Origin of the sequence: Rubrivivax rivuli, from assembly GCF_004016505.1 — a bacterium.
Lineage (GTDB): Bacteria > Pseudomonadota > Gammaproteobacteria > Burkholderiales > Burkholderiaceae_C > Rubrivivax > Rubrivivax rivuli.
The window spans coordinates 160,972-180,285 of record NZ_SACR01000002.1; the positions used below are offsets into that span (position 1 = coordinate 160,972).

The following is a 19,314-nucleotide window of genomic DNA, read 5'->3' on the forward strand; positions in this document are numbered from 1 at the left end:
TTCTGGCCTCAGGCAGGCGCACACCGCGCCAAGGGCACAACCATCCCAGATTTCACTACATCGCGGCGGAAAACGCCCACGCAGATTGTCACGACACCGCTGCTGTTACGTCTGCACCCCGCGGCTCAGGGAGAACGCCCCCCTCGGCGCGGCCCCAGACGTGCGCAAACGTAAACGCCGGCGCCCCGGCCCAGCCCGGCGCGGCCGGCCCGGCGCGCTGCCCTACAGTCCGCTACCTGCGAGACCCGCCCCCGAACCGCGATGAGCCCGACCGTTCCCGCCACCCCGCGCCAAGCGCTTTTCGACCCCGACGAAGTGAGCCTGGCGGCGCTGCCCGTGTGCGACCACTACGCCGGCGTGGAGCCACGCATGACCAAGAGCCTGCAGTTGCAGGCCGAGATGGGCCCGGTGTTCGACGTCACGCTCGACAACGAAGACGGCGCGCCCGTGGGCGGCGAGTTCGATCAGGCGCAGTTGATCGCCAGCCTGCTGGCAGGCCCCGACAACCGCTGGGGCCGTGTCGGCGTGCGCCTGCTGCCGGTGCAGCACCGCCTGTTCAGCGAGGTGGCCGCCGCGGTGCTGGGCGCATCGCGTGCGCCGGCTTATCTGATGCTGCCCAAGCCTGAAGGCCTGGCCGACGTGCAGCGCGCGGTGCAGACGCTCGACGCGCTGGGCGGCGGCGCGGTGCCGGTGCACGTGCTGATCGAGACCCACGGCGCGCTGCGCGACGTGTTCGCCATCGCCGCGCTGCCCCGGGTGCAATCGTTGTCCTTCGGGCTGATGGACTTCGTCTCGGCCCACCGCGGCGCCATACCGCAGGCGGCCATGGGCATGTCGCCTGCAGGCGGCCAGTTCGCGCACCCGCTGGTGCTGCGCGCGAAGCTGGAGATCGCCGCGGCCTGCCACGCTGCGGGCAAGACGCCTTCGCACTGCGTCGTCACCGAGTTCAGGAACGAACGCGCGCTGCGTGAAGCCGCGGAGAAGGCCAGCCGCGAGTTGGGCTACACGCGCATGTGGAGCATCCACCCGGCGCAGATCCGCCCCATCGTCGAGGCCTTCTCGCCCACGGCCGCGGAGATCGAGGACGCCATCGAGATCATCACCGCCGCGCAGGCCGCACAGTGGGCGCCCATCCGCCACCACGACACCCTGCACGACCGTGCGAGCTACCGTTACTTCTGGCAGGTCATCGAACGCGCTCACCGCGCGAGTCTGGCCGACGGCCCGCAGCTGCCGGCCGAATTGCGCCTGGCCTGGTTCGGCTGAAACCTTCTTCCTCCTTGCCCGCATGAAACCACGCGCCGCTTACCTGCTCGCCCTGGCCCTGGCGTGGGGCAGCGTCCACGCCCAGCAACTGCACTTGCGTGTGCTGCACACCAGCGACCTGCACATGAACCTGCTGGGCTGGGACTACTACCAGGACCGGCCCACCGAAGAGTTCGGTCTGGACCGAACCGCCACGCTGATCAAGGCCGCGCGCGCCGAGAAGCCCAACACCCTGCTCTTCGACAACGGCGACCTGCTGCAGGGCAGCCCGCTGGGCGACTTCGTGGCCAAGGTCAAGCCGCTGCAGCCCGGCGCGGTGCACCCGGCCTTCAAGGTGCTGAACGCACTGAAGGTCGACGCCGCCACCTTGGGCAACCACGAGTTCAACTTCGGCCTGCCCTTCCTGCGCCAGGCGCTGGCCGGCGCGGCCTTTCCCGTGGTCAGCAGCAACGTCGTGGTCGACGACGGCGGACCGGCCGAAAAGGCGAAACCGGCGTTCCCGACCCACGTGCTGCTGGAACGCCGCTTCGTCGACGACACCGGCGCCCCGCACACGCTGAAGATCGGCGTCATCGGCCTGGTGCCGCCGCAGATCCTGCAATGGGACCGCCAGCACCTGCAGGGCCGCGTGAAGGTGCTCGACATGGTGGCCAGCGCGCGTGCGCTGGTGCCGCGCCTGAAGGCCGAAGGCGCCGATGTGGTGGTGGTGCTGGCCCACACAGGCTTCTCGCGCACACCACCGGCCCCGATGGCCGAGAACGTGGTGGGCGCGCTCGCCGAGGTTCCGGGCCTCAACGCCATCCTCTTCGGGCACGCGCACGGCGAGTTCCCGGGCTCGGCCTTCGCCGGCTACCCGAAGGTCGACATCGCCAAGGGCACCATCAACGGCGTGCCCGCGGCCATGCCCGGCGCCTGGGGCAGCCACCTCGGCGTGGTGGACCTGGTGCTGAAGAAGGAAGGCAGCGGCTGGCAGGTGAGCGATGCGCGCGCCGAGATCCGCCCCATCCGCGACCGCGCCACGCGCAAGGCGCTGGTGGCGCCCGACCCGATGGTGGCAGCGCTGGTGCAGGCCGAGCACGATGGCACGGTGCTGCACATGCGCGCCGAGGTGGCGCGCACCACCGCACCCATCCACAGCTATTTCGCGCAGGTGGCCGACGACCCCAGCGTGCAGATCGTCAGCCAGGCGCAGCTGGCCTATGCGCGCAAGGCGCTGGCCGGCACGCCGCTGGAGAAGCTGCCGCTGCTCTCGGCTTCGGCGCCCTTCAAGACGGGCGGGCGCGGCGGCACCGGCTACTACACCGACATCCCGGCCGGCCCCATCGCGCTGCGCAACGTGGCCGACCTCTACATCTACCCCAACACCGTGAAGGTGGTGAAGCTCAGTGGCACGCAGGTGCGCGAATGGCTGGAGTTCGCCGCCGGCGCCTTCAACCGCATCGACCCCGCCGGCCCGAAAGAGCAGAACCTGCTCAACCCCGCCTTCCCCAGCTTCAACTTCGACACCATCGACGGCGTGAGCTACCGCATCGACGTGACGCAGCCCGCGCGCTACGAGCGCAGCGGCCAGCTCGTGGCGCCGCAGGCGCGCCGCATCGTCGACCTGCGCTACCAGGGCCGGCCGGTGGACGACCAGGCCGAGTTCCTCGTCGTCACCAACAACTACCGCGCCTCGGGCGGCGGCAGTTTTCCCGCGCTGGACGGCAGCACCATCGTGCTTGACGCGCCCGACGAGAACCGCGAGGCGCTGACGCAGTACCTGCAGGCGGCACGCACGGTGGACCCGGCGGCCGATGGCAACTGGCGCATCCTGCCCGTGCCCGGCGTCTCGCTGCGTTTCGCCTCGGGGGCGGGCGGCATCGCACACCTGGCGCGCACGCCGCAGGTTCGCCTGGTGCAGGACCGGGGTGATGGCAGCGCGCTCTTCGAACTGCAGCCTGGACCGTGATGCAACGCCTGCGCGAACTGCGGCAGCGCCCTGCCGGCCTGGTGGTGCTGGGCACCTTGGCCCTGCTGGCCGGCCTGGCCGTGCTGGCGGTGCTGGTGCTCTCGCTGCTGACCTTGTGGTGGAGCTTCGACCTGCCGCCGCTGGACAAAGCAGTGGACTACCGCCCGCGCCAGCACCTGCAGGTGCTGGCCGCCGATGGCAGCGAGATCGCGCAATTCGGCAGCGAGCGGCGCGTCTTCGTGCCCATCGCGCAGACGCCGCAGGCGCTGAAGCAGGCCGTGCTGGCCGTGGAAGACGCCGGCTTCTACGAGCACGAAGGGATCAGCTGGAAGGGCGTGGTGCGCGCGGTGTGGTCCAACCTCACCGGCGGCATCGGCGGCGGGGCCAGCACCATCACGCAGCAGGTCTCGCGCACCTTCTTCCTGAGCACGCAGCGCACGCTGGAGCGCAAGGTGAAGGAAGCGCTGATCGCGCGCCAGTTGGAGAAGACGCTGAGCAAGGACGAGATCCTCGAGCTCTACCTGAACCAGATCTACCTCGGCCAGCGCGCCTACGGCTATGGCGCGGCGGCGCAGGTCTACTTCGGCAAGCCGCTGTCGCAGCTGAACCTCGCCGAAAGCGCCATGCTCGCCGGGCTGCAGCAGAACCCGATCTACGCCAACCCCATCAACAACGCAGCGGCCGCCACCAAGCGCCAGCGCTGGGTGCTGGAACGCATGCAGCGCACCGGCGCCATCACCGAGGCGCAGGAAGCCGAAGCCCTGGCCACCAAGCTGGTCTACCGCAAGCCGGCGTTCGTGGACGTGCAGGCCCAGCACGTGGCCGAGATGGCGCGCCGCGCGGTGGTGGAGCGCCTGGGCGAGAAGGCCTACACCGAAGGTGTGCGTGTCTACACCTCGCTGGTGGCCGACGACCAGCGCGCCGCCCACGCCGCGCTGCGCCGCGCGCTGCTGGCGCACGAACGCCGCCAGCCCTGGCGCGGCCCCGAAGGTTTCGAGGCCCTGCCCGCCGACCCAGAAGAAGCGGCGCGTGCAGCGGGCCTGGCGCTGAAGGACGGCCGCGACGACGACGACCTGCGCCTGGCCATCGTGCTGGCCGCCAGCCCGCGCGAGCTGGTGGCGCAGGTGGTCAGCGGCGAACGTGTCACGCTGCGCGGCGACGCCCTGCGCTGGGTGCAGGCCGCGCTGGCCCCGGGTGCGCCGCAGAACCTGGCGCTGCGCCGAGGCAGCATCGTGCGCCTGCTGGCCCAGCCCGCCCGGCCCGACGCCGAGGGCAAACCCACGCCGGCCAGCTGGACGCTGGCGCAATGGCCACAGGCCGAAGGTGCCTATGTCGCGCTGGACCCCACCACCGGCCGCATCCGCGCGCTGGTGGGCGGTTTCTCGTTCACGCGCAACCAGTTCAACCGCGTCACCAGCGCCTGGCGCCAGCCGGGCTCGAGCTTCAAGCCCTTCCTGTACTCGGCGGCGCTGGAGCAGGGCGTGATGCCCGAGACGCTGGTGAACGACGCACCGCTGATCGACGCCGCCGGCAACGCCAGCCCCGGCCTGCGCCCGGGCAACTGGAACCCGCAGAACAGCGACGGCCGCTTCGACGGCGAGATCAGCGTTCGCGAAGGCCTGGTGCGCAGCAAGAACCTGGTGAGCATCCGCGTGCTCGATCACATCGGCATGAGTGCGGCGCGGCAGTGGATCACGCGCTTCGGTTTCGAGCTCAACCGCCACCCCAACAACCTGACGCTGGCGCTCGGCACCGGCAGCGTCACGCCCTTGCAGATGGCCGCGGCCTACGCGGTGTTCGCCAACGGCGGCCACCGTGTGACACCGGTGCTCATCGAGAAGATCGTCGACGCGAAGGGCCAGGTCATCTTCGAAGCCCCGCCACCCGTGCCGCTGGACGGCAGCACGCGTGCGATCCCTGCGCGCAACGCCTTTCTCACCAACACGCTGATGCGCGACGTCACCGCGCGCGGCACCGCGGCGCGCGCACAGGGCGCTCTGGGCCGCAGCGACGTCTATGGCAAAACCGGCACCACCAACGACGCGGTGGACGCCTGGTTCGCCGGCTGGGGCCCAGGCGTGGCCGCCGTCGCGTGGATCGGGCACGACGAGCCCAGGAGCCTGGGCGAGCGCGAATCGGGCGGCGGCCTGGCGCTGCCGGTGTGGATTGACGCGCTGGCGCGCAGCCTGCGCGGCGTGAACTTCCAGCCGCTCTACCAACCCGACGACGTGGTCGCCATCGATGGCGACTGGCGCTATGTCGAGTTCGAGGCCGGCGGCTTCGTCGTGAAGGTGGGCGAGCCCGAGGTGCCGCCGCCCAGCGAGCCCGCGGCCTCGGGCGTGGCGCCTGCAGGTGCGGCCTCTGCGCCTGCGGCCGCTGCCAGCGGCCGCTGAAGGCACACCGGCGGCCATCCCGCCCAGCAGCAGGCGCCGAGCCCGCCTGCCGTCACAACTCGGGGGCGATGCCTTCGGCGTAGTCGTACAGCGCTTCCAGCAGGCCCTGCGCGCGTTCGTCGCCGGCGGTGTCGGCGGCTTCGGCCAGTTGGTCGATGCGCTCGAAGAACGCCTCCAGCGTGAGCGCGCCGCCGCGCCCGTGGTGCAGGCGTTCGGTGCGGTGTTCTTCCCAGCGCTGCTGTTCCTCGGCGTTCAGCGTCTGCGGGAAGTTGCGTGCGCGGTAGCGGAAGAGCAATTCGTCCAGCCGCGCGTCGTTGAAGGCCACGCGCTGGCCCGCCAGCTTTTCGGGCGACAGGCCGCGCAGGCGCTGCAGCGTGCGGCGGTCGTCGTTGCCGACGAAGCCGCCGTAGAGGTCTTCGTCGACATCGGGCGCCTCGGCGGGCGCGGGCCGCACGAAGACCTGCGGCCACAGCGCATCGAAGGCGCCGCCAGCGCCCAGCGCCGCGGCGGCTTCGGCATGCGCCATGGCCGCCGGCAGGTCCAGGCCCCAGCGCTCGGCCGCGCCGCCCAGCGTCTTCAGGTTGCCGATGACGATGGGGCTCTTGTTGAGGTGGATGGTCTTGATGGGCAGGCGCTGCTCGCCCTGGCCCGCCGCATCGAGCTCGGCCTGGCGCGTGAACATGCGCCGGCGCACGGTGTCGGCGTCCAGGCCGTCGAGCGCGCGCGGGTCGTGCGCCAAGTCCCAGACGATGAGCTCGTTCTTTTTCGTCGGGTGCATGCCCAGCGGCCACACCACGGCGAGGCAGCCGCGTTCCACGGGGTACATGCCCGAGAGGTGCACGAAGGGCCGGCCCACGCCGATCTCGGCGGCCACGGCGTCTTTCCTGCGCAGCTTCAGACAGAAATCCCACAGCCGCGGCTGCTTGGACTTGATCAAACGCGCCATCGCGATGGTGGCGCGCACGTCGCTCAGCGCGTCGTGCGCCGCCTCGTGGGCCAGGCCGTTGGCGGCGGTGAGGTGCTCCAGCTTGAAGGAAGGCCGGCCGGCCATCTCGGGCGCGGTGTGCACGGGCCACTGGATGCCCTCGGGCCGCAGCGCCCAGCAGCAGCGCACCACGTCCAGCAGGTCCCAGCGGCCGCAGCCGTTCTGCCATTCACGCGCGTAGGGGTCGATCAGGTTGCGCCAGAAGAGGTGGCGCGTGACCTCGTCGTCGAAGCGGATGCTGTTGTAGCCCAGGCCCACGGTGCCGTCCTGCGCCAGTTCACGCTCGATGGCGGCGGCGAAGGCGTGCTCGGGCACGCCCTGCTGCAGCGCCTGCTGCGGCGTGATGCCGGTGAGCAGCACGCTTTCGGGGTCGGGCAGGCTGTCGGGCGCGGGCTGGCAGAACAGCATCAGCGGCTCGCCGATCTCGTTCAAGTCCGCATCGGTGCGCACGCCGGCGAACTGCGAAGGCCGGTCGCGGCGCGGCACGCGGCCGAAGGTCTCGTAGTCGTGCCAGTAGAAGCTGAGTTCGCTCATGCGGGCACGATAGCGCAAGGCCCCGTGCATCCCCGGTGTGCAAGGGGCTGCGCCGGCCCCTAGACTGCGCCGCTTCGCTGTCCTCACCTTCGCCCCGAACACACCCCATGCCCCACCTGCACCGCCTCACCACCGCCCTGCTGGCCGCCGGCCTGGCCAGCGCCGCGCTGGCCCAGCAGCCCGCCGCCAAGCCCGGCGCGTGCACCGATTTCGACGCCTACGCCAACGCCGAGTGGATGGCCCGCACCGAACTGCCGCCCGACCGCGCCCGCATCGGCAGCTTCGACGCGCTGCGCGTGGCCAACGACCGCCTGCTGGAACAGGGCCTGCGCGAGATCGCGGCCGACCCCAGCCGCGCGCGCACGCCGGGTCTGAAGCTGCTTTCGGCCTACTACCGCGCCGGGCTCGACACCGCCAGCATCGAGAAGCGCGGCCTGAGCGCCGTGCAGCCCTGGCTGGCGCGCATCGCCAAGCTCGAACGCGCGCAACTGCCGGCGCTCATCGGCGAGATGGCGCGGCTGCAGGTCAGCGCGCCGGTGGCGGTGTTCGTGGGTGTCGACGCCAAGGACGCCACGCGCCACGCCCTGCAGCTCAGCCAGGCCGGCCTGGGCCTGCCCGACCGCGACGACTACTTCGGCACCGACGACAACAGCCGCAAGCTGCAGGCCGCCTACCGCGTCTACGCCGAGCGCCTGCTGAAGGCTGCAGGCGAGCCCGCCGATGCCGCGACCATCGACGCGCTGATGGCCTTCGAGCGCGACCTGGCGCAGGCCTCGATGACGCGCGTGCAGCGCCGCGACCCCAACGCCGTCTACAACCCCATGACGGTGGCGCAGCTGCAGCAGCAGGCCCCGGGCTTCGACTGGGCGGCCTGGCTGCAGGCCTACGCCGGGCTGGGTGCGAACCAGGCCCTCATCGTCGGGCAACCGGCCTTTGCACAAGGCGTGGCCGCGCTGGCCGAGAAGGCGCCACTGGAAGCCTGGCGCAGCTACCTGCGTGTGCGCGCGCTCGACGCCATCGCCGAGCACGGCCCGCAATCCGTGGCGCAGCCGCACTTCGACTACACGCAAGGCGCCATCCGCGGCCTGAAGGCCGCACCGCCGCGCGTGGAGCAGCTCATCCTGATGATCGGCGGCCGCACGGGCGGCTCGCCGCTGGGCGAGACGCTGGGCGAACTGTTCGTCACCAAGGCCTTCTCGCCGGCCGCGCAAGAACGCGCACTGGCCATGGTGGCCGACATCAAGCTGGCCATGCAGCGCCGCATCGACGCGCTGCCGTGGATGAGCGCGCCCACCAAGGCCCTGGCCCAGGCCAAGCTGGCGGCGATGTCGGTGAAGATCGGTGGCCCCGAGAAGTGGAAGACCTACGACGGCCTGGTGCTGCAGCCCGATGATTTCGCGGGCAACCTGCTGAAGGTCAACGCCTGGCACACCGCGCAGCGCCTGGCCGACCTGAACCAGCCCGTGGACCGCAGCCGCTGGAACACCAGCCCGCACATCGTCAATGCCTTCGCGGCCGGTGGCAACCAGATCGTCTTCCCGGCCGGCATCCTGCAGCCGCCCTTCTTCGACGAGAAGGCCGACGACGCCAGCAACTACGGCGGCATCGGCATGGTCATCGGCCACGAGATCACGCACCACTTCGACGACCGCGGCCGCCAGTTCGACGCCGTGGGCAACCTGCGCGACTGGTGGCAGCCCGCCGACGCCGCCGCCTACAAGGCACGCGCCGACCAGGTGGCCGCGCTCTACAGCAGCTACGAGCCCGTGCCCGGCGTGCGCATCAACGGCCGCCAGACGCTGGGCGAGAACATCTCCGATCTGGCGGGCATCCAGATCGCGTTCGATGGTCTGCAGATCGCGCTGCAGCGCCAGCGCGCAGCCGGCAAGCCGGCGCCGCTCATCGACGGCCGCACGCCCGAGCAGCGCTTCTTCCTCTCGCACGCCACGGTCTGGCGCGGCAAGTACCGCACCGAGGCGCTGGTGGACCAGCTGCGCACCGGCCAGCACTCGCCGGGGCGCTGGCGCATCCTGGGGCCGCTGTCGAACATCCCGGCCTTTGCGCAGGCCTTCAACTGCAAGCCGGGCGACCCGATGGTGGCCGCCAACCCCATCGTGGTGTGGTGACTCTTCGCGCGGGCCTCAGGCCCGCCGAACCTGCAAGCGCGGGCCTCAGGCCCGCCTGATCACCACGCTGCCGATCGAGTAGCCGGCGCCAAAGCTGCAGATCACGCCCAGGCTGCCAGCCGCCAGGTCGGCGTGGTGCTCGTGGAAGGCGATGATGCTGCCGGCACTGGCCGTGTTGGCGTACTCGCTGAGGATGATGGGCGCGATGTCATCGCCGACCTCGCGCCCCACCAGCTTCTTCAGCACCAGCTGGTTCATGCCCAGGTTGGCCTGGTGCAGCCAGAAGCGGCGCACCGAGGTGGGCTCGAAGCCCAGGGTGTGCAGGTGGGCCTCGATGTGCGCGGCGGCCATGGGCACCACCTCCTTGAAGACCTTGCGGCCTTCCTGCATGAAGGTCTTGTCGCGCGCGTCGGGGTCGGTGTCCTCGCAGCGGTTCATGAAACCCGCGTTGTTGCGGATGTTGTTGCTGTACTGCGTGACGAGGTGGGTGCCCAGCACCTCCCACTGGTCGGTGCTGGTGGCGGTGTCGGCGGCTTCCACGATGACGGCGGTGCAGACATCGCCGAAGATGAAGTGGCAGTCGCGGTCGCGCCACTCCAGGTGGGCCGAGGTGATCTCGGGGTTGACGACCAGCACGCACTTCGCGCTGCCGCACTTGATGGCGTTGACGGCCTGCTCGATGGCGAAGGTGGCGCTGCTGCAGGCCACGTTCATGTCGAAGCCGTAGCCGCGGGCGCCGATGGCGGCCTGGATCTCGCAGGCCATCGCCGGGTAGGCGCGCTGCATGTTGGCGGCGGCGCAGAGCACGCCGTCGATGTCGCTGCCCTGCTTGCCGGCAGCGGCCAGGGCCTGCTTCGCGGCGGCCACGGCGATTTCGGCCATCAGGCTGAGCTCGCCATCGGCACGCGGCGCGAAGCGCGGCTTCATGCGCGTGGGGTCGAGCACGCCCTCTTTCTCGAGCACGTAGCGCTGCTGGATGCCCGAGGCCTTTTCGATGAACTCGACGCTGGAGTGCGGCAGCGGCTGCCGCGTGCCGGCGGCGATTTCCTCGGCGTACCTGGCGTTCTGCAGGTCAGCGTAGGCGTTGTAGCTGGCCACCAGTTCAGCGTTGCTGATCACCTGCGAAGGCTGGAACAGCCCGGTCCCGGAAATGACGACTTTTTTCATGCCGGCAGTGTAGGCGGCGCCCCGGGCCGAGGGCTTCGGGGGATTTGCCAACCGGCGCGGCCGGCGGCGGCGGATACATTCGGCAACTTTCCGATCACCGCCACTGCCGACCATGGCCCAGATCATTGCCCACACGCGCTGGATGGCCGACACCTACTCGCTGACCTCGCCGCGCAGCGAGTTGCTCAAGCGCGTGGACGCCGCGCTGCTGGCCCACGAGAAGCAACCCGGCGAAGCGAACCTGAAGGCCCTGCGCGAGGCCCTGGACCGCTGGCGCTTCGACCAAAGCCGCCAGGGCAAGGACTGGACGAAGAGCGTGCGCAACCAGAAAGGTGCCGTCACGGCGCTGCACCGCGCACTGAACCAGGTGGACAAGCGCCAGCTCAGCCCCGAGGAGCGCGATGCGCTGGCCTACATCGCGTTGCAGCAGCGCCTGGCACTGCAGAAGCAGTTCATGGGGCGCCAGCTGCAGTTCAAGCGCAACACCGTGCTGGGCATGGCGAGTTCGGCGCGCACGAACTGGGAACGCTTCAAGACCGGTGCCAGCACGGTGGTGGTGGATGGCGGCGGCCTTGCGGTGAAGGGCGCCATCGCCGGGCGTTCACTCGCGCAGATGCCCTCCCGCGTGGCTGCGCTGCAAAGCGGCGGTGTGAGCGCGGTGCACCAGGCGGCGCAGAGCGACGCGATGTCGCTGAGGCCCAAGATCATCGCCTTCATCAAGGAGCTGTGCCCGGGGGTCGAGCCGCAGGGGGTCTTCGACGCGCTGAACCTCGGCGCGGTGGAGCAGTTCGCGGCCAACCTCGCGCCCTTCCTGGGCACCATCTCCTCGGGCGGCAAGGCGCTCATCGGCTGGGCCAGCGTGGCCAAGCTGGCCTACGACCGCTCGGAGGTGCGCGACCGTCGCTACGCCATCCGCCCCGGCGACCCCGAGGCCGCCTTCGAGGCCGTGCTGCTGCTGCTCGACCGCGAAATCGCCGCCACCAGCCAGAAGGCCGCGGTGCACAGCGTGGCCTTCACCGGCAAGGCGCTGGGTGTGTTCGCGGATGGCGGCGCTGTCACGGGCCCGGTGCTGGGCGCGCTGGAGACGCTGGCGCAGATCTTCCAGACCATCGTGGAATACGTGCGCGACTACAAGGAAGTGCAGCGCGCCAACCGCGCGCTGCAGCTCGGCGCGCTGAACATCGACCTCTTCCGCACCTGTCCGGTGCTGGGTTGCTACTTTCTGGTGGTGCAGGACCACAGCAGCATCATCAACTTCGCCGTGGCCGACTACGGCACACCGAACTGGATGCTGGACGTGGAGCGCCTGGTCAAGCAGATCCAGCTCGTGCTGGAGAAGGCGCGGCACTACATCAAGGTCTCGCGCTTCGAGATCCCGCGCATGGAAAACGCCAAGGGCATCCGCGAGGCGAACTGGAGCCACAAGACCGGCCTGGACAAGGTGACCTCGGCGCCGGGCGCGGCGCTTGGCTCTGTGGCCGACGCCATCTCGGGCGGCATCGAACGTGTGCTGGGCAGCGGCACGCCGCTGCCCAAGGTGGACAAATCGCGCATCGTCGGCTTGGGGCCGGCCGACTTCAAGGTGTGAGGCGGTCGCGCCGGACAAGCGCGCTGATCGCCCCGCCCCTCACTTCGCCTTGGTCTTGCGCGCGGCGCTGCCGCCGCTGCTGAGCGCATCGCTCATGCCGATGAGCACGCCGCTGACCATGGCCGTGTAGCTCTCGGCCAGCACCTGCGCAGCGCGCATGCTGGCGGCGCGGCTGCTGCGCATGGCACTGTGCATCTGCTCGGCCATGGCCTCGGCCGTGGTGGCGGCCTGCGCGCCGCTGAGCGTGCCACCGGCCTGCATCTTCTCGAGGATGGGCGCCCAGGCATCGGCCATCGGCGCCCCGGCCCCGGCCGCGGCCTTCTTCATGGCGGCGAACATCGTGTCTTCCATCTTCTCCAGGTCGGCCAGGGCCTTGCCCAGGTGCTTCTCGCGCAGGTCGGCGCCCTGCGTCACCAGCGTGCTGAGGGCCACACGGTTGGCCTCCACGGCCTTGAGCAATGCCTGGTCCATGCCGGTGACGGCCTGGTCGAGCAGGCTCTCGGGGTCGATGCCGGGCAGCGGGTTCTTCGCGATGCCGGTGCTGGCGGCCTCGGCCACCTGCTTGAGCGCGCCGCGGATGTTCTTCAGCGTCAGCTCGCGGCCCTGCAGCGCGGCCAGCGTGGCCTCGGTGGTGGCCTTGCGCAACTGCGCGCCTTGCTGGGCGGTGGCGCTCTCGAACATCGAGATGAGCGCGTCGGCGTCGAACATCGGCTTGGCCATGGGGCAGGTCCTTCAGCGTTCAGGTGGCGTGGGCCGCGATGCTCGCACCCGGTGCGGCCGACGGCAAGCCCGTCGCCTCGCCGGGGGTGAGCAAGCGTTCCAGCAGCTCGCGCACGCTGCGGATCTGGGCGCCGAAGGGCAGTTCGCCCGCGCCACGGAAGAACAGGCCCTTCTTCTCGTCGCCTCGCAGAGCGGCAGCGAGCTGGTGGTCGATGCAGAACTGGCCCCAACCCTTCAAGCCGTCGCGCAGCCCGCACTGGGCCAGGCAATCGAAGGCCTTGGTGCAGCGCGCCTTCGCGTGGGCCACGGCCTGCAGGCGCCCTTCGTGCGCCAGGTACTGGCGCAGCCAGGGGGTGGCCACAGCGCGGGCCGGCAGGCCGGCGACGCTGGTGAACTCGACCACGTCCTCCTCGCGTGCTTCGGCCAGCACACGCTTGAACACCGGGTCGGCGTCGGCCTCGGCGGTGACGGCAAAGGGCGTGCCCAGTTGCACCGCGGCGGCGCCCAGCGCCTGCAGCCCGGCGATCTGCTCGAAGCGGCGGATGCCCCCCGCGGCGATCAAAGGCACCTCGCGCTCCAGTCCTGCGCTGCGCAGGAAGGCCAGGCTCTGCGGGATGACGTTCTCGAAATCGAAACGCGGGTCTTGCAGGTCGGCCACGCGCGCCGCGCCCAGGTGGCCGCCGGCCAGGCGCGGGTGCTCGATGACGATGGCGTCGGGCAGGCGCTTCTTGCGCTCCCACTTCTTCACGATGAGCTGTACGCCGCGTGCATCGCTGAGGATGGGCACGAGTGCGGCGCGCGGGTGGTCTTGCGCCAGGTCGGGCAGGTCCAGCGGCAGGCCAGCGCCCACCACCACGGCGTCGATGCCGGCTTCCAGCGCGCGGCGCACCTGGGCCGCGTAGGCGCTCACCGCGCGCATCACGTTGACGGCAAGCAGGCCACGGCCACCGCTGCGCTGGCGCGCTGCCGCGATCTCCCGGGACAGCGCTTCCAGGTTGGCATCGTCGATCGCGGCCTTGGCGGCCTCGCCAGTGCCCAGGCCGCGCGTCTGCGCCATCAGGTCAGGATGGAGGCGCCGAAGGTCGACGCTGCTGATCGTGCCCATGCCGCCGGCCGCCGCCACCGCGCCGGCCAGGCGCTGGGCCGACACACCCACGCCCATGCCGCCTTGAACGACGGGCAGCAAGGTGCGGCCCGCAAGCTGCAGCGGCCGCAGGCCGCTGCGCGCCAGCAGTCCGGCCAGCCGATCGGCCGCCTCGGCGCTCAATGCAGCACCAGCACCGGCAGTGTGCTGCGCGAGATCACGCTCTTGGTGTGAGACCCGAAGATCAGCTCGCCCAGTGCGCCTCGGCCGTGCGTGGCCATCACCAGCAGATCGCAGCCATGCTCCACGGCGGTGGAGACGATGGTGTTGTCCACCGCATCGCTGCGCTTGAAGCAGCCCTCGAAAGGCACACCGGCCGCCGCGGCATGGGCGGCGAATCGGTCGAGCGTGGCTTGAGCGTGGGCTTCGGTGCGCTGGCGGTGTTCATCGGCCTGGCGCAGGTAGGAGGTCATCGCCGAGCTCTCGGTGGGCAGTGGTGGCATGGGCTCGGCCACAAAGCCGGTGATGCGGGCGCCCAGCTTGCTGGCCAGATGAACGCTGTGCACGAAAGTGCGTTCGGACAGCTCGCTGCCATCGACCGGCACGAAGAGATGGGTGTACATGGGGCAGCCTCGGGGTGTCCGGCAAGGGACCGGAACTTCGAACCCAGTCTAGGAAACACGGGGCAAGGCAGGGTTGACGCGGGTCAAGGGCAGCCGCAAGAAACCCTGCCCGCGCTCCGGGAAAACGCCCGTTGTTGCCAGCGCCAGGGCGCACCGATGATCCAGCGCAGAACCTAACGAGGAGGAGACACGCATGCGCAAGACCACCCCATGGCGTTGGCTGGCCGCGCTGGGCCTGCTGAGCGCGGGCGCCTGGCTGGCCCTGGCCCAGGCCACCAACTACAGCCTCTGGATCAACGGCCGCACCGGCGGCGGCCAGGTCGGCAACCACGCCGACTTCACCTACTGGGGCCCGGCGACCACCGCCGCCGGCGTCAACAAGAAGGCCGTGAACTGGGACGGCTACAACCGCATCAGCACCACCAACGGCAACATCCGCGACGCACTGGATTGCTACTGCACGGGGCCGAACTGGTGTTACGTGGCGGCCCACTCCGCCGGCAACCTGCAGATCGGCTACGCACTGTCGCTCTACGGCACCAGCAGCCGCAGCATCAAGACACCCACGCCGAACAGCGCCGGCCAATGCAGCAACAGTGGCGCCGGCACGCAGACGGGCTGGAACATCAAGTGGGTGAACGTGGCCGGCGGCGCCGGCGGCGGCAGCGAACTGGCCGATGCCGGTGACTGGGCGCTGAGCGAGCCGCTGGTGAGCGACCTGAAGACCAGCACGGCACGCGCGCTGTACAACCACAACGCCACCACCGGCAAGTGGTTCTACATGTACGCCGGCAGCAAGGGCACGCTGTACAGCTTCGTGCTGCCGGGGCAGGACGACGAGGCCATCGCCTACCACTCCAGCGGCGGCGTCTCGGGCAGCAGCGGCGCCTCGTTCTGCAACCCCAGCGACTGGCTGTGCAACGACCTCACGCTGGGCACCGCGGCCAACCAGGGCGGCCGCGCGAAGTGGAGCTACCACTCGGTGCGCTTCCGCGATGACGGCGAGGCGCTGGACCACTACACGCGCGGCAACTGGGCGGGCATCGTCTCGAAGGTGCGTGCCGACATGGTGGCCAACGCGCAGTGAAGCCACGGCCGGGCCGCCAGCGCCCGCAACAGGGGCGCGCAGCCTGGCTGGGCGTGGCGGTGCTGGCCGCTGCACTGGCGCTCTTCGCCTGGTGGCAGGGCGCGCTGGGCGAACTGCGGGCCGCCACGCCGGCGCAGCTGCTGGCACCGCAGGCTGCGGCACCAGCGCCCGCCGCAGCCCCCAGCCCCGCGGCAGCGCCCGCTTCACGCAGCCTGGGGGCGCCCCTGAGCCCGCTGGGCCTGGCCCAGCGGCGCGAACAGCTGGAACTCTGGCAAGGCCGCCTCGAGCGCGCGCGTGAGGCGCTGCAGGGCTACCAGGCCGCGGCGCAGTACCCCCACGAATCGCGGCCGCTGAGCGAACACCCGGACCAGCTGCGCCCCTTCGCGCCCATCACCGAAGAGCGCGCGCTGCGCATGCCGGGCGGCAGCACCACCCAGGGCGTGCGCCTGCGCACCACGCAGGAGCGCGTGTTTGCCAGCGGCATGGAGAGCAACCGCATCACGATCACGCTCACCGACGAGCAGGGCCGCACGCTGCCCCTGCGCGTGCAACGCGCGGTTCAGAAGGAAGTGACGCCCCCCGGCGCCACGGCACGCACGGCCGAGGTGGCGCTGGCCGTCAACGACACCGGCACCCAGGGCGACCTGGTGGCCGGCGACGGCACCTGGTCGGTGCTGATGCAGCCCGGCGCGCAGGGTTTCGCCGGCTTCGCCGGCACGGTGCGCCTGGAACTGAACCTGGAGTACGCCGGCCAGCCCGGCTTCCTCTACTTCGACCTCGTCTACAGCCCCGAGCAAGCCGCCACCTGGCTTCCTGGCGTGCGCGAGGCCGCCACGCCCGCCGGTCTCGATTTCTTCGTGAAGGCGCAGGTGCACAAGCCCGGCCGCTACGTCGTCACCGGCCGCGTCGACGATGCACGCGGCACGCCCGTGGCGCTGGTGCAGTTCAATGGCGAGGTGGGCGCGGGTGCCGTGGAGTTCAAGCTGCCGGTCTTCGGCAAGCTCATCCGCGACGCCAAGCCCGAGTTTCCGCTGGTGCTGCGCGACGTGGAGGGCTTCCTGCTGAAGCCCGACACCTTCCCAGACCGCGTGATGCTGGCGCGCCGCATCGGCGAGCAGCACCGCTCTCGCAGCTACGCGCTGGCGAGCTTCTCCGAGGCCGAGTGGCAAAGCGAGGAGCGCACGCGCTACCTCACCGAACTGGGCAAGGATGTGGCCGAGGCCGAGCAGAAGGTGCGCCAGCTGCAACCCTGACCGGCCGGATGCGGCACCGGCGCCGTGGCGTCTTCTCAGCGCCCGCCAGGCTGGAAGTGCTTCATGCGGGCGTTGAGTTCCACCGCCTGCACCTCGGCATCGGCCGCCAGGCGCGCCAGCCGCGCCTGCAGCGCGGCGGCCTGCGCCGCTGCGGGGGTCATCGCCACCAGCGCGCTGCCCACGCCCAGCGTCTGCAGGTAGTGCAGCGCCACGCCGTGACGGCGGGCCAGGGCGTCCAGGGCGCGCTGCACGGTGCCGCGCGCGCCAGCGTCGCCCTGGGCCTGCAGCAAAGCCGCCTGCAGTTCGGGGCGCTTGAACTGCAGGATGAGCTCGTCAGCCTGCACAGGGGCCGCCGGGCGCGGCGCGGGGGCAGGCGCCCCCGCTGTGGCCGCCGGCCCCACGGCGCTGGCCACCACGCCGGCCACCAGCACCCGGCCCCAGCGGCGCCTGGTCAACACCGCCCACTCACTGCGGCGTGTAGCGGCCCACCAGCGTGACGTTCGAGTACGCCGAGTAGGCGCGCACGTTCACGTGGTAGGTGCCCGCCTGGATGTTGGTGATGGTGCAGGTCTCGGTGTTGCCGCTGCGGAAGGGCCGGCAGTCGTAGGTGGTGGTGGTGGGCGCGGTGCCGAACCGCACGTAGAGGTCGGCATCGCCCGTGCCGCCGCTGATCGAGAAGCTCAGGCTCGTGCGGCCGGCGGGCACCACCATCGTGAAGCGGTTGTCGGTGCCGGTGGCGCCCGAGATCACGCGGCCCACGTTGTTCTGCAGCACGTTGCCCGCGGGCGGCGGCGGGGGCGGCGTGGTGCCGCTGATGGCGGTGAGGGCCGCGTTGGCATCGACGATGCCGGTGCCGCAGCCGCTGCAGGCCTGCGGGAACACGCGGGCCGAGTTGCGCAGCGCGGTCTCGATCTCGGTGGGCGTGGCCGTGGGCTTGGCCTGGAACAGCAGCGCCGCCACACCGGCCACGTGCGGCGTGGCCATGCTGGTGCCGTTGTAGCTGGCGTAGCTTTCGGCCGCCGGCACGGTGGTGCCGCTGTTCAGCGTGGAGAGGATGCCCGCGCCCGGCGCCGCCACGTCCACCACGGTGCCGAAGTTCGAGAAGCTGGCCTTGCCGCCGCTGCGCGTGGTGGCCGCCACGGTGATCACGCCGGTGCAGTTCGCCGGGCGCGCGTTGACGGCGTCGACGTTGCTGTTGCCCGCCGCCACCACCACGGCCGCGCCGAGCGAGCGCGCGGTGTTGATGGCCGTCTGGTAGGTGGTGCCGCAGGCGCCGCTGCCCCCGAGGCTCATGTTGATGACCTTGGCCGGGTTGGCGTTGGCCGGCACGCCGGGCACGCTGCCGCCGGCCGACCACACGATGGCGTCGGCAATGTCGGCCAGCGTGCCGCCGCACTTGGCCAGTGCACGCACCGGGACGATCTTCGCGCCGAAGGCCACGCCGGCCACGCCCGCGGCGTTGTTGGTGACGGCGGCCACGGTGCCTGCCACGTGCGTGCCGTGCCAGGAACTGTTGGCGGCGGTGGGCCGGCCGCACTCGCCGGCCAGCGACCAGTCGCCCTCGTCGCGCGGGTTGCTGTCACGGCCGTTGCCGTCGCGCGCAGCTGCGGCGTCGGAGACGAAGTCGTAGCCGGGCAGCACGTTGGCGTTCAGGTCGCTGTGCGGCACGATGCCGGTGTCGATGATGGCCACCGCCACACCCGTGCCCCTGGCGCGGTCCCAGGCGGGCACGGCGTTGATGCCGCCGGTGGCTTCGAAGTAATGCCATTGCTCGGGGTAGCGCGTGTCGTTGGGCGTGAGCAGCGGCTGCATCATCGCGTTGAGTTCGACCGACAGCACCTCGGGGTCTTGGCGCAGTTGCTCGGCCAGGGCCGCCAGGTCGGGCTTGCGGGTGCTGCGGGTGTCGCCGCTGGTCTCGACCACGTCGATCAGCTGCGCGCCGATGGCCAGCGCGCGCACGTGCTTCAGCGGCGTGCCGCTGCGCGCCGACAGCGCCTCCAGCCGCTGCATCACGCGGGTGCGCGCCGCGAACGAGGCGTCGCTGCCGCGCAGTTCGGCCGCGGCCGCGCCGTCGCGGTACTTCACGATCAGGCCCTGCGCAGGCAGTTGCACGGCCTCGCGCATCGGCTGGAACTCTTCCTGGCCCGCGTGGGCCTGCGGGCCGAGCGCCCACAGGGCCGCCAAGGCGCAGGCGATCAGGTGACGCTGGGGTTGAACTTGTCGAGACATCTCAATTCCTCGCTGTGCAGTCGGTTGAAGGTTTTTGCCGTTGGGGGGCCGGATGCATGCTTTTCGAGCGTTAGCGCCTCGACGAGCCACGGGCATCACCATGCCCGTCGGCGCGTGCTGCAGCCTTTGCCGCAGGCCATTGTTCGGCCCGCCCTGCGATCGCGCATCCAGGGTCAACCCGCAGGCCGGCCGATGCTGGTGACAAGTCTTGCCCTCGGTCACCGCCTGCGGGTGCTGGCTACACTTCCCGCCGCGGGCTGGCCTGTTTCCGCAATTCCGCCTCCGCCCCCAGGCCGGCCCTGGCAAGCACC

Annotated in this window: 14 protein-coding genes; 7 read left to right on the forward strand and 7 right to left on the reverse strand. The window is 70.9% G+C overall.

What is annotated here, in order from left to right:
* Nucleotides 1–261 precede the first annotated feature (261 nt).
* From EOE66_RS05360 to EOE66_RS05370, 3 genes are read left to right on the forward strand one after another with little or no spacing between them, the layout of a single operon-like run.
* Nucleotides 262–1,266, forward strand: coding sequence for an HpcH/HpaI aldolase/citrate lyase family protein (locus tag EOE66_RS05360; protein ID WP_128227656.1), 1,005 nt, complete (start codon nt 262–264; stop codon nt 1,264–1,266).
* 22 nt (nt 1,267–1,288) lie between these two features.
* Nucleotides 1,289–3,214 carry a bifunctional 2',3'-cyclic-nucleotide 2'-phosphodiesterase/3'-nucleotidase gene (locus tag EOE66_RS05365; protein WP_128227657.1) on the forward strand — a complete coding sequence of 642 codons (1,926 nt, stop codon included), beginning with the start codon at nt 1,289–1,291 and terminating at the stop codon, nt 3,212–3,214.
* Nucleotides 3,214–5,607, forward strand: coding sequence for a penicillin-binding protein 1A (locus EOE66_RS05370; protein ID WP_205702636.1), 2,394 nt, complete (start codon nt 3,214–3,216; stop codon nt 5,605–5,607). Before EOE66_RS05365 ends, EOE66_RS05370 begins: the two co-directional genes overlap by 1 nt.
* A gap of 52 nt (nt 5,608–5,659) precedes the next feature.
* Here the strand turns inward: EOE66_RS05370 and sbcB are convergent, their stop codons facing one another.
* Entirely contained in the window at nt 5,660–7,126 is a 1,467-nt protein-coding gene (gene sbcB / locus EOE66_RS05375; protein WP_128227658.1) for an exodeoxyribonuclease I, read from the reverse strand.
* Nucleotides 7,127–7,233: 107 nt separating this feature from the next.
* Between sbcB and EOE66_RS05380 the strand changes: the two genes are divergently transcribed.
* Nucleotides 7,234–9,252 carry a M13 family metallopeptidase gene (locus tag EOE66_RS05380; RefSeq protein ID WP_128227659.1) on the forward strand — a complete coding sequence of 673 codons (2,019 nt, stop codon included), beginning with the start codon at nt 7,234–7,236 and terminating at the stop codon, nt 9,250–9,252.
* Between the two features lie 45 nt (nt 9,253–9,297).
* On the opposite strand, the gene EOE66_RS05385 is transcribed toward EOE66_RS05380, so the two are convergent.
* Nucleotides 9,298–10,419, reverse strand: coding sequence for a beta-ketoacyl-ACP synthase III (locus EOE66_RS05385; RefSeq protein WP_128227660.1), 1,122 nt, complete (start codon nt 10,417–10,419; stop codon nt 9,298–9,300).
* Between the two features lie 112 nt (nt 10,420–10,531).
* Here EOE66_RS05385 and EOE66_RS05390 point away from each other — a divergent pair, with 112 nt between their 5' ends.
* Nucleotides 10,532–12,007, forward strand: a complete 1,476-nt coding sequence (locus EOE66_RS05390) for a hypothetical protein (protein WP_128227661.1) — start codon at nt 10,532–10,534, stop codon at nt 12,005–12,007.
* 39 nt (nt 12,008–12,046) lie between these two features.
* On the opposite strand, the gene EOE66_RS05395 is transcribed toward EOE66_RS05390, so the two are convergent.
* Genes EOE66_RS05395 through EOE66_RS05405 form a run of 3 tightly spaced genes read right to left on the reverse strand, consistent with a single transcriptional unit; the run spans nt 12,047 to nt 14,434 of the window.
* Nucleotides 12,047–12,727 (reverse strand): DUF6781 family protein, encoded by a 681-nt coding sequence (locus EOE66_RS05395; protein ID WP_128227662.1) that lies wholly within the window; start codon nt 12,725–12,727, stop codon nt 12,047–12,049.
* 19 nt (nt 12,728–12,746) lie between these two features.
* The gene (locus tag EOE66_RS05400) at nt 12,747–13,994 is read right to left on the reverse strand and encodes an NAD(P)H-dependent flavin oxidoreductase (RefSeq protein WP_245478922.1); all 1,248 of its coding nucleotides are present in this window, start codon (nt 13,992–13,994) and stop codon (nt 12,747–12,749) included.
* The gene (locus tag EOE66_RS05405; RefSeq protein ID WP_128227663.1) at nt 13,991–14,434 is read right to left on the reverse strand and encodes a universal stress protein; all 444 of its coding nucleotides are present in this window, start codon (nt 14,432–14,434) and stop codon (nt 13,991–13,993) included. The genes EOE66_RS05400 and EOE66_RS05405 overlap by 4 nt, the downstream gene beginning before the upstream one ends.
* A gap of 193 nt (nt 14,435–14,627) precedes the next feature.
* Here EOE66_RS05405 and EOE66_RS05410 point away from each other — a divergent pair, with 193 nt between their 5' ends.
* Together EOE66_RS05410 and EOE66_RS05415 are read left to right on the forward strand one after the other, a co-directional pair.
* Nucleotides 14,628–15,521 carry a hypothetical protein gene (locus EOE66_RS05410; RefSeq protein ID WP_205702637.1) on the forward strand — a complete coding sequence of 298 codons (894 nt, stop codon included), beginning with the start codon at nt 14,628–14,630 and terminating at the stop codon, nt 15,519–15,521.
* Nucleotides 15,518–16,774: a hypothetical protein gene (locus tag EOE66_RS05415; protein WP_128227664.1), complete on the forward strand. Its 1,257-nt coding sequence runs from the start codon at nt 15,518–15,520 to the stop codon at nt 16,772–16,774. The genes EOE66_RS05410 and EOE66_RS05415 overlap by 4 nt, the downstream gene beginning before the upstream one ends.
* Before the next feature lie 35 nt (nt 16,775–16,809).
* Here the strand turns inward: EOE66_RS05415 and EOE66_RS05420 are convergent, their stop codons facing one another.
* Together EOE66_RS05420 and EOE66_RS05425 are read right to left on the reverse strand one after the other, a co-directional pair.
* Nucleotides 16,810–17,232, reverse strand: a complete 423-nt coding sequence (locus tag EOE66_RS05420) for a hypothetical protein (RefSeq protein WP_128227665.1) — start codon at nt 17,230–17,232, stop codon at nt 16,810–16,812.
* A 7-nt stretch (nt 17,233–17,239) separates the two neighbouring features.
* The gene (locus EOE66_RS05425) at nt 17,240–19,003 is read right to left on the reverse strand and encodes a S8 family peptidase (protein WP_205702638.1); all 1,764 of its coding nucleotides are present in this window, start codon (nt 19,001–19,003) and stop codon (nt 17,240–17,242) included.
* Nucleotides 19,004–19,314: the final 311 nt, after the last annotated feature.

Coding starts and splice junctions, on each gene's coding strand:
- EOE66_RS05360 (WP_128227656.1), top strand. CDS start 262: ATGAGCCCGACCGTTCCCGCCACCCCGCGCCAAGCGCTTTTCGACCCC.
- EOE66_RS05365 (WP_128227657.1), top strand. CDS start 1,289: ATGAAACCACGCGCCGCTTACCTGCTCGCCCTGGCCCTGGCGTGGGGC.
- EOE66_RS05370 (WP_205702636.1), top strand. CDS start 3,214: ATGCAACGCCTGCGCGAACTGCGGCAGCGCCCTGCCGGCCTGGTGGTG.
- sbcB (WP_128227658.1), bottom strand. CDS start 7,126: ATGAGCGAACTCAGCTTCTACTGGCACGACTACGAGACCTTCGGCCGC.
- EOE66_RS05380 (WP_128227659.1), top strand. CDS start 7,234: ATGCCCCACCTGCACCGCCTCACCACCGCCCTGCTGGCCGCCGGCCTG.
- EOE66_RS05385 (WP_128227660.1), bottom strand. CDS start 10,419: ATGAAAAAAGTCGTCATTTCCGGGACCGGGCTGTTCCAGCCTTCGCAG.
- EOE66_RS05390 (WP_128227661.1), top strand. CDS start 10,532: ATGGCCCAGATCATTGCCCACACGCGCTGGATGGCCGACACCTACTCG.
- EOE66_RS05395 (WP_128227662.1), bottom strand. CDS start 12,727: ATGGCCAAGCCGATGTTCGACGCCGACGCGCTCATCTCGATGTTCGAG.
- EOE66_RS05405 (WP_128227663.1), bottom strand. CDS start 14,434: ATGTACACCCATCTCTTCGTGCCGGTCGATGGCAGCGAGCTGTCCGAA.
- EOE66_RS05410 (WP_205702637.1), top strand. CDS start 14,628: ATGCGCAAGACCACCCCATGGCGTTGGCTGGCCGCGCTGGGCCTGCTG.
- EOE66_RS05425 (WP_205702638.1), bottom strand. CDS start 19,003: ATGTCTCGACAAGTTCAACCCCAGCGTCACCTGATCGCCTGCGCCTTG.